This window comes from Dysgonomonas termitidis (assembly GCF_054657735.1).
On record NZ_BAAHYD010000002.1, the window covers coordinates 261,679 to 279,030 of the forward strand.

Consider the following 17,352-nt stretch of genomic DNA (forward strand, 5'->3'; position numbering starts at 1 on the left):
AATGAGAAAAACCGTTGTTTTAATAAACCTGTTCATAGCTTCTCTGTTTTGTGTTGCACAGGATAATCCATTCATCCGGCATATGTATACGGCAGATCCGTCAGCGCATGTTTGGAAAGATGGCAGACTTTATGTATATGCTTCACATGATATAGCTCCTCCCAGAGGATGTGATTTAATGGATCAGTACCATGTTTTTTCAACTGACGATATGATAAGCTGGATAGATCATGGTGAGATCCTTCGTGCATCGCAAGTCTCCTGGGGGAGACCCGAAGGAGGTTTTATGTGGGCCCCCGACTGTGCATATAAGAATGGGGTATATTATTTCTATTTTCCTCATCCTAGTGGAACGGAGTGGAACAAAACATGGAAAGTTGGCATAGCTACCAGTAAGAATCCAGCCAGCGGCTTTAGTGTAAAAGGATATCTTAATCTGGGTGATGATAACTATGCGATGATTGATCCGTGTGTTTTCGTAGACGATGATGGGCAGGGCTATTTTTATTATGGAGGTGGTGGACGTTGTGCAGGAGCAAAGCTGAAAGACAACATGATAGCGTTGGAGGATTCATTGGTATTTATGGAAGGACTGGATGATTTTCATGAAGCGGCATGGGTTTTCAAAAGAAATGGGATTTATTATCTTGCTTATTCCGATAATAACAGAGAAAATGGAAAAGGTGCAAACCGTCTGAACTATGCAACGAGTAATAATCCGTTGGGTCCATGGACTTATCAGGGTGTTTATCTATATCCTACAGGTTGTGATACCAGCCATGGCTCTGTTGTAGAATATAAAGGTCAATGGTATGCTTTTTACCATAATAGTATATTGTCGGGAAGAGGAAATCTCCGGTCAGTTTGTTTTGATAAACTTTATTTTAATCAAGATGGAACAATACAAAAGGTGGTACAGACTCTTGGCGAAAAATTTTTACCTGAAAAAGCACAGGAGTCTGCCCGATGACCCCATTTTTTTAGTGAGTATTTTTATTGTTTATCTATATCCGGTATTTTAATTTATTTATTACCTTATCTTTCTCCTATTCTGCGAAATCTTTAAGTATAGGGATGATAGCGAACTGTCAGGGTCGATACTCTATGGATAATAATAGGTTGATGTTAAATATTTGAATGTCAATCTAATGCCCAACATCACATATCCTCAAGGACAGTCAGATGGATTAATTGACAAATTCATTGAGTTTTGTTTGAACAATAAGATAGATAATCCCATATTTTACTTCATCTCTATTATGATATATAACGCTATGACTTTTTATTATAACCTATAAATGTTTTAAAGGATGAGGGATCTTGAAAAATCAGGTATATTTGTAACAACAAAATAATAAATAATATGAAAACTCTTACATCTGAAAAACTGACAATAGTCGGTGCTGCCGGAATGATTGGTTCGAATATGGCTCAGTCAGCTATCCTTATGGGCCTATCTTCTAACATCTGTTTATACGACCCATATGCCAAAGGCTTGGAAGGCGTAGCGGAAGAACTGCTACAATGTGGGTTGAAGGGTATAGACATTACTTATACAAGTAATATCCGCGAAGCTTTAGAAGACAGCAAATATATTATTACATCGGGAGGAGCGGCGCGGAAAGAAGGTATGACACGCGAAGACCTGTTGAAAGGAAATGCGGAAGTTGCGATACAATTTGGAAAAGACATTAAGCAATACTGTCCGGATGTAAAACATGTTGTGGTCATATTTAATCCGGCAGATATAACAGGGCTGCTGGTTTTATTATATTCGGGACTAAAGCCCTCACAAGTATCTACTCTTGCAGCTTTGGATAGTACCAGGTTGCGGAATGAATTAGCCAAACATTTTAATATTCATCCTGATAAGGTCGTCAATTGTAGAACTTACGGAGGACACGGGGAGCAAATGGCTGTATTTTCATCTACGGCAACTGTTAACTCAGAGCCTCTGAATAGTTTAATCGGAACATCTGTTTTGACCAGTAATGAGTGGAGTGATATCAAAGAGAAAGTCATTCAGGGAGGCAAAAGAATAATAGAATTAAGAGGGCGTTCCTCATTTCAAAGTCCGGCATACCTGTCACTGGAAATGATACAGGCCGTTATGGGAGGTGAGAAATTTGACTGGCCTGTGGGCGTATATGTTTCAAATGGCGAATTTTCCAATATTATGATGGCTATGGAAACTAAGCTTGATACAAATGGTGTACATTACCAACCGGTGGGAGGTACGCCCGGAGAGCATAAAGCCTTACAGCAAAGCTATGGACATTTGTGCAGCCTGAGAGATGAACTCATTAGATCGGGGGTGATTCCTGCAATTGATAAATGGAGCTCTATAAATTCTAATTTATAGCCAATAATATTATAAAAGCACTCCGACATCCAAAGGCAGCATCTGCATATCATTTCATTACGGATAGATGAAACAGGTAAAAAGATAAACGACAGTTATGAAGTAGCAAGGTCGATGAAAATCTGTAAGGAACTGGAGCGGGAATTCAACCTGATTCCATTAAAGAAAGGTCAGCGGGAAACTTTGCCTGTGAGAAAGAGAGGGAAGAAGAAATCCGACGCAAAAAACAAAAAAGACGAAGAATGTAATAATTATCTTGAAAAATAAATCTTTACTTCGTAGGGTAATATTCTTTAAAGAAAAACAGATGGAAATATTATCTAAAATATTAATAGGGCTTGTGGCTCTTGAGCATATTTATATCCTTTGGCTTGAAATGTTTGCATGGACAACAAAAGGGCGAAAGACTTTCAAAAGTATACCGGATGAATTATTCGAGAAAACTAAAGGACTGGCTGCTAATCAAGGTTTATATAATGGTTTTCTGGCAGCCGGGCTTATCTGGTCTCTGCTGATTGACAGTCCGGACTGGAGCCAGAATACAGCATTGTTCTTTCTTAGCTGTGTCGCTATTGCAGGAATTTATGGAGTTATCACTGCTCAGAAATCAATCTTCTTTAAGCAGGCTTTACCTGCTCTGATTGCAATTGTTGTCTTATTCTTGAAATGATGAAAGTTTATACATGAAACGAATAAAGGATATTTCAATAAAAATTATCACAATCTAATCTAAAATCGTTTGAGATTGTTGTATATGGTAAAACAAGTATATTATGAGTATATATGATTTTACCGTAAAGGATAGCAAAGGCAATGATGTTCCGTTATCCAACTATAAAGGAAAGGTGCTGCTGATTGTTAATACTGCTACCGCATGTGGTTTTACCCCTCAGTATAAAGATTTACAGGATCTATATCTTAAATATAAGGATCAGGGCTTTGAGATATTGGATTTTCCGTGCAATCAGTTTGGAAAACAGGCTCCCGGAACCAATGATGAAATTACCTCTTTCTGCGGAATGAAGTATAAAACTACATTTACCACATTTGGCAAGATTGAGGTAAACGGAGATAATGCAGATCCTCTTTATAAATACCTGAAGCAAAATAGCAAAGGAATCCTAGGCGATTCTATAAAATGGAACTTTACGAAGTTCCTGATCGACAGAGAAGGAAATGTCATTGACCGATATGCTCCGATAACTAACCCGTCAAAGATTGCCGGGACTATCGAAAAACTCTTAGCAAAATAATACATGCGGTTATGGTCTTTACATCCTCAGTATCTTGATTCGGCTGGGCTTAATGCCTCCTGGCGTGAAGGGTTATTGGCTAAGAATGTGCTCTTGGGTAATACAAAGGGATATGCGAATCATCCTCAGCTGATTCGTTTTAAGAATAGCCCTGATCCAAATCTTTACATTGATGCTTTCCTTACCGAAATATACAAAGAAGCTGTGAGAAGGAACTTTTCATACAATAAAGAAAAGATTCGTGTGATTGAAAATATTCCTTCAATTCCCGTTACGAAAGGGCAATTGGAATATGAGTATGAACATCTGAGGCGAAAACTCCAGAAACGAAGTCCGGAATTTTTAGTGAAGTTACCAGTATTAACTGAGCTAAAACCACATCCTCTATTCGAAACGATAGAAGGAGAAGTCGAGGATTGGGAGATCATAACATAATAGCAATAACAAGAATTAATATTCTATGAGAAAATTTTTATACATATTACTTCCTGTAATAATTTGTTTTTTAGTCGGATTCACAGCCAGTTATTTTCAATCGGAATCTATACAAACATGGTATCCGACATTGAATAAACCGGAAATAACTCCTCCCAATATAGCTTTTCCTATTGCTTGGAGTATAATATACCTATGTATGGGTATTTCTATTGGTTTGATATTAAATTCAAAAGGACGGAACAAGAAATTTCTGACTTCATTATTTGCTGTTCAGTTGTTCCTTAATTTTACATGGAGCATTTCATTCTTCTATCTGCAAAATCTTCTTTTAGGTTTTATCAATATTATCTTGTTGGATCTGGCTGTTTTATACTATGCTCTCAAATGTTGTCCCACAAACAGAATTAGTGGAATATTGTTTGTTCCTTATATCCTTTGTTTGTCTTTAGCAACATATCTAAATGCTTATATTCTGATATACAACTAACGTCTTTTATAGAGAGGTTAATGAATTATTTGATTTTTACCATAAGCGGATTGAATCATACAGTATCAATGAGCTATATACCAGTATCTTTGTGTTGTAATTAAAACTATTGAATTATGTCACAACAATCAAAAATCGCATTAGTAACAGGCGGTAGCCGTGGACTAGGCAAGAATATGGCTTTAAATATAGCCCGAAAAGGACTGGATGTAGTCCTTACCTACAACAGTAAAAAAGAAAGTGCTTTGGAGACAATCGCAGAGATAGAGCAACTCGGACAGAAAGCCATTGCTCTCCAACTCAATACTGCCGATGTAAAAAGCTTCGATTCTTTTTTCGAATTACTTAAGCAGGAATTGTCTGTAAAGTTTGGTATTCAGAAAATAAACTATTTGGTAAATAACGCAGGCATCGGAATTAATTCAGCTTTTGCCGAAACAACCGAAGTGGATTTCGACAGTCTTTTTAATATCCATTTCAAAGGTGTTTATTTCTTTACTCAAAAAGCATTGAACATACTCGAAGACGGTGGCGGTATCATCAATATCTCAACCGGTCTGGCACGTTTCTCCCGGCCCGGATATTCCGCTTATGCATCTATGAAAGGAGCTATTGAGGTATTAACAAGATATCAGGCAAAAGAACTTGGAGCCAGAGGTATTCGGTCTAATGCCGTTGCTCCTGGTGCTATAGCCACCGATTTTGGCGGAGGTATTGTCAGAGACAACGAGGAAGTCAATAAAATAACCGCTAGTACCATCCCACTAGGAAGAGTCGGTTTGCCCGAGGATATTGGCGGAGTAGTTGCATTTTTATGTACTGATGACGCACGATGGGTGAATGCCCAGCGGATCGAGGTTTCCGGAGGTCAAAATATTTGAAAAGAAAAAGAATACTTAAGCTTATATTATAATGGAGAAGGCATTGTCATTAGCAGACTTTTATCGCATTAAATTAGGGATCTTACCTAGTGAGATTATCGGGAAGATAGGCCAGTTCAATGTCTTTTCTCTGGATGATTATATACAGCCTGATCATACTATCCCATACAGCCGCAAAGACTACTATAAGATAAGCCTGATATCCGGTAGCAATACTGTTCATTATGCCGACAAAACGCTGGTTGTAGAAAATAATATGCTGTTGTTTGCAAATCCTCAGGTTCCCTATAACTGGGAACCTTTGAGTCTGGATAAGACAGGCGCATTTTGTGTTTTCACGGAAGACTTTTTCAAAGGATATGGCGATTTTAAAGCCTATCCTTTGTTTCAGCCTCATGGAATACCTATCTTGGATCTGAATGATGAAGAGTTCAGGCAAGTACGGATAATTTATAACAAGATGTTCTCGGAGATTAATTCCGATTATATCTATAAATACGATGTCCTTCGAAATCTGGTTACAGAAATTATTCACACCGCTTTGAAGATGCGGCCTGCTATAATGCGTCCTGTTGGGCACAAAGAGTTTCACGCATCTGACAGAATCACATCTTTATTCCTCGAACTACTGGAAAGGCAGTTTCCGATAGAATCAACAATACAAAGTATCCGGCTTCATTCTCCCGGTGACTATGCACAGCAGCTAAATATCCATGTCAATCATCTGAATAAGGTACTGAAAGAAGTCACAGGAAAAACAACAAAGCTATTGATCTCAGAACGGATTGCCTTGGAAGCAAGAGCCTTACTGAAACATACCAACTGGACGATCAATGAGATAGCTTTCTGTTTGGGATTCGAAGATCCGTCACATTTTATTAAGTTCTTCAAAAAGAGTGAGCAGGCTACTCCGAAGGTATTTAGAAAGAATGAAGTATAAACTATTTTCTCATTTGCTGCCAGATCAAGTTTATGAAAGAAATTTCCCTCCTTCCGTCGAAACCCTTCGTGGTTTTATGAAAGGGCATTCGTCAAAAGGAGAAAAATTTTATTGTGGGTTTAGGTTCGATTTCGGGTTGCTTTCTCGAATAGATTGATCTTTTGGATTGTGCCTTTACTCCTTATAAAATCCCGTATCTCAGATGCCGATAGTAGATTTTAGCTTTTACCCTAAAGAAGGGAAGGCTGCCATCGTCCCGGTACTGTTGCAAAGTGCAGTTTGACACCTTAAGCAGGAAACACAAGTCCTGATTATCTAATATCTTTAAATTATCCGGTCATTTACTCTCTATCCGGCTTTCCGTCTATTGTCCTTACCGAAAACTCCCGGTCTTTAAACAGTTCCGCAATACCGGTCAATTGCTTTAACCGCAGGATTTCATCCATGTCCATCCCGATATGTTTCGATATCCATGTGCCGGATTTCCCTATAGAGATCAGTTCCCTTACTATTTCCGACATCAGGGTTATGTCATGGGTGCCCCTGGCCCGGTTATGACGTATGGTTGAAGCCATCCTTTCACTTAATTCCCGCCTGGACTCACGGATATAAGTTACAGGAAGCCTGCCCTGTGTACTTTGGGATATCTTCCGGGACTTGCGCTCAGCCTTCCTGCGGTGAAACCCGTCCACGATCCGGATGATATCCTTTTCCGGACTGCCGACAACAGGCATGGTATAGCCGTCTTCCTCGATGGACGTAACCAGCAAGGCCATTTCCGGCGGGGCAACACTGTTCGGGTTATAGTCGTTGCCTTCTATGTTTTCCGATCTTTCCCATGCGACGAAGTCTACCGGATGGTGTTTCATCGGGCTCACTTCGTGCAACATTGAGCGGACATAATTCAGGGTGTCTATTTTTTCATCCGTATCTTTCATGTCTTTTATATACCGGCATATAGATGCAGTCATTTGTTGAAAAACATAATTTTCTTCATTTTGATTTTTCATAGCATTTCTTCGTATTTCCGGATTAATTCCTGTTGCCTTAATATCTGCTTCTTTGTCATCGAGAAAGACAGTGTCCTGCACGTAATATCATTTTTAAGGATAGCCATGCACATACGTTTCCACGAGAGGAAATCCGTTTTGTTATCCAGGCCGGGCAATGCATCCGGTATGGTTTTGAAACGCACGACATATTTGTCACCCTTTCCCCGTTTACTGTACTGCCGGGTATTGACGATCATATCCGGGTCCAGTTCGAGGATGTCTTCCTCGCTGACGGGAGAACCGGTCCTGTTCCAGTAACGGATAAACTTTATGAATTTGGCCGTATATATCCTGCGGGTTTCTCCGGGAAGTGTTCTCAGCAGGAACTTACAGTAGCTTTTCCATGTATGCCCCTGAGGAAGGCTTATCCTCCCGGCTCCCGTCGCTTTGGTCCCGCAATAGATATTCCCGAAGTTGGCTCCGCTGACACGGTCTACTACTCTTACCCATGTTTCGGGCTCCAATACTTTGAAAAGGTTTAGCCCGGCTTTTTGCTCATCCCCGTAAGGCTCGCATATCCGCATCCCGGACAAAGGCACTCCCGCCATATAAAACAAATCGTAGATACTGTTATAGGGCTTGCGGTACCTGCCGTTGTATGTCCAGATATCTTCTGTGCGCCAGTCACAGATAGGGTAAAAGTTATAGGTATTGTCCGATATCCGGGTTGAATAGCTTTTATCCTTATAGGAAAGCTTATCCTTCCGGGAGACGGCATGATAACGGTTCAGGCTTTCGTCCGCCCGGATACCTATCAGGCAGGCGGTCTTTTTATCCCCGTGCTGCCGGGCATACCAATCGCCGAACAGGGGAGTGAACTCTTCGAAAGTCATATTCTCCCTGTAAAAATCAAAGGGATGGTTATCCTTATTGATAATAAAGTCATGTTCCGGCATCGGACGTACCCATTTATCTTTTTTAGCCGGGTCCCAGAATATCCAGAACGGCTCATACATGGAAACCGCATTGGTAGTCGTCATCGGAAGGCATACCCAATAGGGCTCGATAAGGTCAAGGTTATCGAGGTACATCCGTTCAATAAAACGGGCGGTTCTTTTATAGGAAGCCTCCACATCCATGTACAGCACGCCGATTTTACGCTTTATCCCGTGCCGGCGCATATAGTCGAGGACAATATTGAGCATCACCCCGCTGTCTTTGCCTCCTGAGAAAGCCAGGTATATATTCTCAAATTCCGAGAATATATATCCGGTACGTTCCAGGGTAACCTCATAAACATTCTTTTCACAGCCGCTCATATGATCTTTACCATTTTAAAATACTTCGTCCACTGCTTTTCTACAGAGAAGCCCATTTCTTCGAGGAGAGGCCGGTCCGAATTGTCGGCAACGAAAGTAACGGGCGTCCCTTTCTCTACATCCATCAAGGCGCGTTCTATCAATATCCGTAATAAGTCCTTATCCTGCCAGGTAAAGTCGTTGCACAGGTGGTCGTTCACAATGGAAATGAATCCGGTAACCATATTCTTCCCTTTGACGGAAATATACCAAAGGTGGTCTTCTGTGTTTTTGAAAGGATAGCCTCCGTTCAGGCGGATAACTTCCGGATTCATCACAAAAGGAGCGATCAGTTCATACAGCCGGTTATCCGTACCCCATACTTTTTCTATCCTTATTTCATCATGAGTGTGTGTCATATGTATAGTTTATAAGCTTTCTGCAAATTCTCTCAGTTTCTGCCGGTCTGTAAACAGCCGGTTGACCTGATTCGCCAGTTTTTCCTTGCGGGACAGGGCCTCCACGATCTTCCTGTCAATCCCGCTGTTGGTTATAAAGCGTTTTACCGGGGTATCCCGGTCCGTGTCATTTTCCCTGATATAAGCGAGTTCCCTCCTGTAATTCCTGTACCTGAAAGAGAGGCTGAAGAAAATGATTTCGCATTGTGCCCCGACTCCTTCCAGGCATGTTTCCTGTATGCCCAATGTGGAAATAAGATACTGTTTATTATTCCGCATGAACTGTGTCCTTTCGGTTCTCCTGTCGCTTCTGTTCCTGCCACAGAAAACAGCGCAGGATTTCCTCCCCCAGAAGCTTGTCAGCAGGTCCACTTCAAAGAGGTACTTGCAAAATATAACATACCTGCATTCCTTGCATGCGTGTTTTTTCAGCAAAAGCAATTTATTGGTATTGTAATAATGATCCTTTTTATGGCCTGTGGAAATATAACCGCACGCGATCCGTTCCATTTCCCCCATGATCCTGAAAATATCATATACCTGTATTTCGTATTTTTCAATGAGTAAGAGCAGTTCATTCTTTTTTCTCCTGTAAGATTCTTTTTGAGTAGGAGTCAGTTCACAGATGTAGGTCCTGACATCCGGCTCGGCTTCCGGGGCTCCTTTCTCATCGACCGGGTAAGTATAGGGTTCTGCCAGTCCAACCAGATACGGCAGGTTTTTATATCCTAATATCTGCTTACCATCCACCCCTCCGTAAATAATATGCTTCCGGGAAAAATCGTCCCACCGGTAATATCCGAGTATATCCTTATTCAGTATCCGGTACTGCATATAAATATCATGGATGTTATTCACAATCAATGATTCGGTCATCAACAGTTTATAATTGCACTGGTCGGCGATATCCATCATGCGCCGGGAGCGTATGGCGTCGGGTGATTTGAACAGATGGCAGTCATCGATCACAAGCATAGTCCGGGCATCTACTGACTTTAATAAGCTTTCATAAGCCTGTATGTTAAAACTTAAACTTTCTACCGGGATAAGATATACGGGAAGGGTTATCCCCGGCCACTGCCTCTCCATCTCTTTTTTCAAAAGGGGAACCTGTACATTCGGTAAGAATAAGTATAATTTGTCGATCCGGTTATTCCGGTAACGTATCCAGGCAAGGGATAGCGACAGGAACCATTTATCCTGCCATCTTCCTGTCAGTAAAACGGATACTTTCATGCTGCACAGGAACCGGAGGGCGTTTCCATAATAGGGGATAAGGTTTTCTACGGCAGGGATGAGTTCATCCCGCAGGCGGGTAGCCAGGGGGATATTCCGGTGTATCAACTCACAATCGAATATGATCTCATGGAATTGCTCTTCAAGTATCTGTTTAATCCGTGTAGCCTCCTGCCTGCACCAGGAAGGGGTATAATCATTCGAAGAAACATCCACATTGAGCCTCAATCTGTCGTTTACAACCTCGAAGCAGGCTTTTATCCTTACCCTGAATGGAGAATAATTCAGCGTATAAGGGATATATACACGACAATCCATACAGGTATTATGATAAAGTTTTGAACCCTTTATCCGATCAGATAATTCTATGAGAGATTGTGGTACAACCATTAGTTTATGAGTTGTATGATTACGAACAATCAAATTTACGGGATTTTTTATTAAAACACCGTTTGTTAAAATGAATATTTTATCGAATATTTATTTTTATTGACATTCTAGTAAACCTCTATTCACCCACCATTTTATTATCATATATTTGTTAAATAGTCTCTCTCATAATGTAAAATATAGTTGTGTAATTATCCTTTAACAGTCTGTTAGTCCTGTTCTTCAATATTTAAACTCTCTTCATGCCTATCCGCATAGGAGCTAAGAATCAATGTCAGAGCTCCGTCACTGGTTATATTATGAGTCGTTCCAAAACTATCAAGGAGAGCAAAAATGCTGATCATTAATGCCGTTCCTGCTTCATCGATTCCCAAAACAGCATGAATTAGTCCCAGTGATGTTATGAGAGTTCCTCCCGGCAATCCCGGTGCAGCAATAGCGAATATCCCCAAGAGAGGAATAAAAATAAGCATCTTATCCAATCCCGGCATTGTTCCATACAATAATTGGGATACGGCAAGGGACAAAAACACAACGTCCAGGATTGATCCTACAAAATGGATATTCCCAAATAAAGGAATTGCAAAATTCCTGATATCATTCCGTAGTACAGGACTCTTTTTTATTTGTTCTATGGCTACACCCAAACTTGCTGCTGAAGACTGCGTTCCTAAAGCAGTGAGAACCACCGGCCCATAATACTTCAACACATGCCACGGATTTTTACGTGAATATATTCCAGCCGAACTATAGAGTATAGTCATCCACGTGATATGACAAAGAACGGTAACAATCAGTATTGCAAAAAAGACAGGCAATCTTGAAGCTAAAGCCCCTTCATATGCCAGTACACTAAAATTTGCAGCAATAAACAATGGTAATATCGGTAGAAGAAACCTTTTCACCATTATAAATACCAGATTCTGAAACTCATATAATGCACTCTCTATCTTATCCGACTTCGTCCATATAATAGAAAGTCCCAGCATGAATGAAAGGACTAAAGCCGAAAGGACAGACATAAGAGGAGGTATATCCAACCGGAATATCATTTCAGGGATCTCTTTCAAAGACTCTGTCGCAGGTACAATGTCAAAAAGTGGAATCAACTTATAGCCGACAACAGCAGCCAGCGTTGCGCTTCCGATACATGAAGCATAGGCTAGTATCAGGGAAACACTTAATAGTTTCGATGCATTTCTTTTCAGCTTGGTTATTGATGGTGTGATAAAGCCAAAAATAAGCAGGGGTATCAGAAAAAATATGATCTGTCCCAATACATGTTTTATGGGGAGTATAACGCTTATTACGGTTTCATTAGCAAACATGCCGATCAGCATACCGATAACTACGGACAAAAGCAGCCTGAAAGTTGTATTCGATATTATTTTTAGAATTATAGTTTTCATTTATAAAAGAATTAAACCTGTGCTATCAATAGACGATAACACAGGTTTGTTTTTAGAAATATTTTTAGTAGCCCGGATTCTGAGGAGTAATACCTAAGCTGGTATAATCCTCACTCAGCGGTATAGGGAAACGATAGAATTTTCCATGTAAGTTATCTACTTTAGCGTGTAGGTGGCTATGTACACGGGCATAGAATGCGGCATTTATCTTATTTGCTATTTCTGGGAACGCAGCCTTGATAGTTGTAGCCGACTGATATTCAGGTTTGTAATATTCATAATTAGGCACGGTGTTCTTCACCTGAGATAGCAATGTTCTCCAGCGTACTAAATTCAGCCAGTGCTTTTGCTCAAAAGCAAATTCATAATCCCATTCGTTGTACAAGTCTTCTTTTGTGAGAGCCGATAATTTTCCTCCATGCTCATAATGACCTCCAAATGCTCTTTTTCTGATTTCATTTACAACAGGTAAAGCTTCAGATGCTTTATTAGAGAAAAATAGTGCCTCTGCTTTTATAAGCAGTACCTCTGCATAACGGAAGTCGATATGGTCAATATTATTCGGCTGTTCATCCAGAGCTTTAGTTCCGTCAGTTGTCCTATGTATCCATTTGCCTGGACGGACAATACTTACCGGCCAGGTCAATGTATCTACTACAGCATCGGTATATTCTATACGTGTTGCATATGAGAAGAGTTTACGTATATCGTTATTGTCGGGAATACGGTTTTCGAGTGTAATGTCGGCATAGCTGATATGCGGATCGGTTCTTGCACTCTTAGGCCATGTGAATCCGCAATGTGTCTGATGATTCCCTTGTGCATCGATTCCATCTCCATCATGATGAATAGAGAAGATGACTTCAGCATTATTCTCGTTAGCCACACCCCATATACCATTGTAGTTATCTAATAATTGATATCTACCGCTGTTTATCACTTTATTTGCATATTCCACAGCCTTTTGCAGCTTTTCCGTATCGGGAGCCGGTTTTGTGGGATCGGTCGTACCAGAAATTGCAGAAACCTCAGATTGCGAAAGAGGCTTTTGCCCCCATGTTAAATACACCTTTGCCAGAATTGTGTTTGCAGCTCCTTGTGAAGGATTGGATTTATTACTGTCGAATTCAGGCAGATTAGGTAAAGCATCTGTCAGGTCTTTAACAATCTGATCATACACTACATCAATAGATGCACGCGTTCTTTCTGTACTGTTAGATGTCAGTACCAGGGGTACTTCTCCGAAAAGTTGTACCAACTGGAAATAGTTATAACCACGGATAAATTTGGAACGCGCTACCAACAGGGTTTTATCTGTTTCTGTCAGATTCGAGCTGGTACTTGCTGCGCCAATTTCCTCTATTGCCAGATTTGCTGCGCCAATACTTTTATACAAACGGTTAAAAACCTTGATTGGGTACCAGTTGCTCGGTGTTGTTTCAAATACACTCACTTGAGGCCCATCTTTGGAATCGTCTACCTCTTCAAATGAGATAGTAGTTTCTGTAGCTGATTCCAACAGGAATGAATAAGACGAAGATAATGTTTGTAGCGGGCCATATACCGCATTGGCAAGAGCCTCGGCTTCTGCTTTGGTTTTCACTGAAGAAGAATTTTCTCCTCCATCGTCAGGATCATTATTATCACTGCAAGAAAACAATGCAATGGAAAAGAGTGCAAACAGCACTATTGAAAAAAACAGATTCTTTTTCATTTTAGCAATCAATTTGGGTTTATAATAACAAGATTTTCTATTCAAAAAGTGAGGCTTACTCCAGCCATAAAACTTTTAGAAGAAGGGTAAATTCCAAGATCTACACCACTGGCTACTTCCGGGTCGTAGCCTTTATATCTAGTAATCGTAAGAAGGTTTCGTGCAGAAGCGAAAACACGCACTTTCGCTGAAGAGGAATTTACTTTGATTGGGATTGTATAGCCGAGCGTCACATTTCTTAATTTCAGGAATGAGGCATTTTCTACATACCGGCTATCCAGTTCTGTCGCACGCGTACTACCGAGATAAGGAATTGTGTTGGATGGATTGGTCTCCGTCCAGCTATTTAGTAATGCCGCCGACATGTTATAAGAATCATTCGGACGCTCAAGGTAACGTCTTAGCAGATTGTAAACCTGATTGCCTTGTGAACCCTGCAACAGAATATAAAAGTCGAAGCTGCCATAAGAGGCTGAAGAGGAAAAACCATAGGTAAAATCAGGTTGAATATTGCCTAAAACTACCCGGTCGGATTCGGGTGTCACCCTGCCATCGGGACTTCCATCAGAACTACTTATGTCGGCAAATTTAGCATCTCCGGGTTGCGGAGTCCGCCCTCCTATTGTAGGCAGTTTTGAAATATCCTCATCAGATTGCACTACTCCTAAAAAACGGTAGCCATAGAAAGAACCGACCGACTCACCTACACGTAAAATTTGTTCCTGATCGTTTCCTTCGGTCAATCCATCATATTCGCCCAGGCTTGTGATGCGGTTTATATTACGGGCAATATTAGCCGAAGCAGACCATGAAAAGTTTTTTCGCTCTACTAATTTCGCATTCAAGGTGAACTCAAATCCTTTATTAATAACATTTCCAATGTTGGCAATCTGCTTTTCGCTGGTACCCGAACCTAAAGGAGCAGGTATCCGGAGTAGTAAATCATGTGTCTTTTTATAATAAACATCAGCTGTCAGGGTAAATCTGTCATTCAAAAATCCGGCGTCTATTCCGGCATTGTATTCCGTCGTTGTCTCCCATTTAAGATTAGAATTACCCAGATTTTTCATGTCGTAAGCCGGAGCGCCATTATATCTTCCGGTATTGAAATATTGTTCGTATTCGTCGAAATCTATTTCCTGATTGCCCGCTTTCCCATAAGTCAAACGAAGTTTTAATGTGCTTAATGCCGGGGAAAGAGGCTTTGCGAATTCTTCTTCGTTTACATTCCATGAGAATCCTATAGAAGGGAAATAGCCCCATTCATGACCTTTCGAGAAACGTGAAGATTTGTCAGCACGATATGTTGCTGTCAGGTTATACCGCTCCAGCAATATATAATTTGCTCTGCCCAGAAATGAGTTGAATGAAGCTTTTTGCTTACGCGAAATAGGAGGAAGCTCATTTCCTGTAGCCAGATTATCGAAAGATTCGAGATGATTGGCCTTGCTTACAGAAAAGTCCGTTTTCGTATTCTGATAAGTATATCCGGCTAGCAAGTCTATAAAGTGAACCGGGTTTAGCTGTTTTGTATATGAGAGTAAAAACTCATATTGAGTAACATCAGTACGCCTGTTTCCAATGGCTCCCATCCCCCGGATATCCTGATTGAGTCCCAGTGCCGTATAGGGTGGGGCAAAATAGTTTTGTGTAATATAATCAGTATTTGCTCCTGCGTTAACCTTTGCCTTCAGTTCTTTAAGGATATTGTATTCGACAAAGAAATTACCCAACAACGATGTGCTTATGGTTTGCCCAATGCTGTTCTTTAAGTCCGAGACGGGATTTGCAGCCTGACCATAATAACTCAGATAGCTATATTCGAACGGATTCTTGTAATTATAGCTTCCATCGGCATTGTAGATGGATAATACTGGAGGCATATATAAAGCATAAGTAAGTGAATTGGCTATCCCGTGAGAATAAGGCGAATCGTTATAATTGGCTCCTTCAAAAGTAGTGAGCGCATCCTGCGTGCTTCTGTTTACCGTGGCGGTAAGTCCAACTTTCAGATTCTGATATAGTTCTTTATCTAGATTCAACCGCCCGCTAAACCGTTTGAAGCCTGAATTAAGGATAATGCCCTTTTGATCCGTATAATTACCTGAAATAAGGTAGCGGGTTTTCTCATCCCCTCCGCTGACCGATAATTCATGGGTTTGTGAAATTCCGGTCTGCAATACTGCATTTTGCCAGTCAGTCCCTTTATCAAATTGAGCAAGCTCTTCCTGGCTATAATACAGGCTGGGCTTATCGTTGAAATATTCTTTCTGGATTGAGAGCCATTGTTTAGCTGTCAACAGATCAAGCTTTTTCGCTGATTTATCTACGCCTATGGTATATTGGTAGCGAATGGTATTCCCTCCCCGTTTACCTTTTTTTGTAGTCACAAGAATTACTCCGTTTGCTCCCCGGGAACCATAGATGGCTTTTGCCGATACGTCTTTTAAAACTTCTATCGATTCTATGTCTGAAGGATTAATCGCCGCCAAAGGATCGAGACTTCCATCAATATTACCTACACCTGCCTGAGTCGCATTTTTTTCGCTAAAGAATATGAAGCCATCTATCACATATAACGGCTCATTGCTTGCATAAATCGAATTCCCGCCACGGATACGGATAGCCGACCCCGTTCCGGGCTGCCCTGAATTTTGGGAGACGTTCAGTCCCGCGATACTCCCTCCCAGAAGTTCGTTTACCGAAGTAGCCGGTTGTTCCAGAGTTGCTTTGGAAACGGATGCTACAGCTCCGGTTAGTTCTTTTCTTCGTTGTGTTCCATAGCCGACAACGACAACCTCGTTGAGAGCATTTATATCTTCGGTAAGATGTATGCTAACAGGGTCTGTTGCGTTCTTTACAATGACCTCCCGGCCTTTATATCCAATCAAACGGATTGACAGTTTAAGTGGAAACCTGCCGGATACTTTCAGTTCAAATCGGCCGTCGGCATCCGTACTGCTCCCGTTGGTTGTAGCTTGTTCAACGATAGTAGCTCCGGTTACCGGCTCTTTTGTTTTTTCATCAAGGACATATCCTGTCAGTGCTGTCTGGGCATGAATGACCAGTGGACACACGAATAGGACCAGGAAAATGCAGGTGCATTTTTTGACAGAAAAGGAAGAAGTATAACTTCCTTTAAAGAAATTAGTTATCTTTACCATGGATAAATGAATGTTTATCAAGAGCACTTCCAAAGCCATTTGCCGTCGGATAAGGAAGTGTTCGTTTTTTATATACGGATATATCTATTCCATATAGCTGACAGACAAGCTACCAACCATATAAAACCGAACAGTTTAATTGATAAGTCCAGATTTTATGTTGCTATTAACAGCAACACATTCGCATTCGGAAAGAAGAAAAGTTTTCGAAGCCGGAAAGGGCTGGGCAAAAGAATGTGCCGGAATTAGTGCTCTCCTGAAAAGAAAGGGTCGATTGTTTAGAAAATGATTTCATTTTTGCCGTACTTATATTATCATAGTGATTTCGAT

16 protein-coding genes are annotated in these 17,352 nt (G+C 40.8%); 9 read left to right on the top strand and 7 right to left on the bottom strand.

All coding sequences use genetic code 11. The annotated features are described in order from the left end of the window. Nucleotide 1 precedes the first annotated feature (1 nt). From ACYQ3L_RS05315 to ACYQ3L_RS05355, 9 genes are all read left to right on the top strand, one after another. Entirely contained in the window at nucleotides 2–970 is a 969-nt protein-coding gene (locus tag ACYQ3L_RS05315) for a family 43 glycosylhydrolase (RefSeq protein WP_379993786.1), read from the top strand. A 393-nt stretch (nucleotides 971–1,363) separates the two neighbouring features. After that, nucleotides 1,364–2,362, top strand: a complete 999-nt coding sequence (locus ACYQ3L_RS05320; RefSeq protein ID WP_379993785.1) for a malate dehydrogenase — start codon at nucleotides 1,364–1,366, stop codon at nucleotides 2,360–2,362. 114 nt (nucleotides 2,363–2,476) lie between these two features. Beyond that, nucleotides 2,477–2,629: a hypothetical protein gene (locus ACYQ3L_RS05325; RefSeq protein ID WP_379993784.1), complete on the top strand. Its 153-nt coding sequence runs from the start codon at nucleotides 2,477–2,479 to the stop codon at nucleotides 2,627–2,629. A gap of 40 nt (nucleotides 2,630–2,669) precedes the next feature. Next, the gene (locus ACYQ3L_RS05330) at nucleotides 2,670–3,032 is read left to right on the top strand and encodes a DUF1304 domain-containing protein (RefSeq protein ID WP_379993783.1); all 363 of its coding nucleotides are present in this window, start codon (nucleotides 2,670–2,672) and stop codon (nucleotides 3,030–3,032) included. 103 nt (nucleotides 3,033–3,135) lie between these two features. Continuing rightward, nucleotides 3,136–3,615: a glutathione peroxidase gene (locus ACYQ3L_RS05335; RefSeq protein ID WP_379993782.1), complete on the top strand. Its 480-nt coding sequence runs from the start codon at nucleotides 3,136–3,138 to the stop codon at nucleotides 3,613–3,615. 3 nt (nucleotides 3,616–3,618) lie between these two features. After that, a complete protein-coding gene (locus ACYQ3L_RS05340) occupies nucleotides 3,619–4,050 on the top strand; it encodes a pyrimidine dimer DNA glycosylase/endonuclease V (RefSeq protein ID WP_379993781.1) in 432 nt (143 codons plus the stop codon). Nucleotides 4,051–4,075: 25 nt separating this feature from the next. Continuing rightward, nucleotides 4,076–4,540 carry a TspO/MBR family protein gene (locus ACYQ3L_RS05345; protein ID WP_379993780.1) on the top strand — a complete coding sequence of 155 codons (465 nt, stop codon included), beginning with the start codon at nucleotides 4,076–4,078 and terminating at the stop codon, nucleotides 4,538–4,540. A gap of 116 nt (nucleotides 4,541–4,656) precedes the next feature. Continuing rightward, nucleotides 4,657–5,421 carry an SDR family oxidoreductase gene (locus ACYQ3L_RS05350; protein WP_379993779.1) on the top strand — a complete coding sequence of 255 codons (765 nt, stop codon included), beginning with the start codon at nucleotides 4,657–4,659 and terminating at the stop codon, nucleotides 5,419–5,421. Between the two features lie 31 nt (nucleotides 5,422–5,452). After that, entirely contained in the window at nucleotides 5,453–6,361 is a 909-nt protein-coding gene (locus ACYQ3L_RS05355) for a helix-turn-helix domain-containing protein (protein WP_379993778.1), read from the top strand. Nucleotides 6,362–6,702: 341 nt separating this feature from the next. Here the strand turns inward: ACYQ3L_RS05355 and ACYQ3L_RS05360 are convergent, their stop codons facing one another. From ACYQ3L_RS05360 to ACYQ3L_RS05390, 7 genes are all read right to left on the bottom strand, one after another. Further along, nucleotides 6,703–7,230 (bottom strand): ParB N-terminal domain-containing protein, encoded by a 528-nt coding sequence (locus ACYQ3L_RS05360; protein ID WP_379993808.1) that lies wholly within the window; start codon nucleotides 7,228–7,230, stop codon nucleotides 6,703–6,705. A gap of 137 nt (nucleotides 7,231–7,367) precedes the next feature. After that, nucleotides 7,368–8,672 carry a DUF3440 domain-containing protein gene (locus ACYQ3L_RS05365; protein ID WP_379993777.1) on the bottom strand — a complete coding sequence of 435 codons (1,305 nt, stop codon included), beginning with the start codon at nucleotides 8,670–8,672 and terminating at the stop codon, nucleotides 7,368–7,370. Then, entirely contained in the window at nucleotides 8,669–9,070 is a 402-nt protein-coding gene (locus ACYQ3L_RS05370) for a phospholipase D-like domain-containing protein (protein ID WP_379993776.1), read from the bottom strand. The genes ACYQ3L_RS05365 and ACYQ3L_RS05370 overlap by 4 nt, the downstream gene beginning before the upstream one ends. Nucleotides 9,071–9,079: 9 nt before the next feature. After that, nucleotides 9,080–10,663 (bottom strand): DEAD/DEAH box helicase family protein, encoded by a 1,584-nt coding sequence (locus ACYQ3L_RS05375; protein WP_379993775.1) that lies wholly within the window; start codon nucleotides 10,661–10,663, stop codon nucleotides 9,080–9,082. A 281-nt stretch (nucleotides 10,664–10,944) separates the two neighbouring features. Then, nucleotides 10,945–12,144, bottom strand: a complete 1,200-nt coding sequence (locus ACYQ3L_RS05380; protein ID WP_379993774.1) for a cation:dicarboxylate symporter family transporter — start codon at nucleotides 12,142–12,144, stop codon at nucleotides 10,945–10,947. A 64-nt stretch (nucleotides 12,145–12,208) separates the two neighbouring features. Beyond that, a complete protein-coding gene (locus ACYQ3L_RS05385; RefSeq protein WP_379993773.1) occupies nucleotides 12,209–13,858 on the bottom strand; it encodes a RagB/SusD family nutrient uptake outer membrane protein in 1,650 nt (549 codons plus the stop codon). A 41-nt stretch (nucleotides 13,859–13,899) separates the two neighbouring features. Continuing rightward, nucleotides 13,900–17,022 (bottom strand): SusC/RagA family TonB-linked outer membrane protein, encoded by a 3,123-nt coding sequence (locus ACYQ3L_RS05390; RefSeq protein WP_379993772.1) that lies wholly within the window; start codon nucleotides 17,020–17,022, stop codon nucleotides 13,900–13,902. Between the last annotated feature and the right edge of the window lie 330 nt (nucleotides 17,023–17,352).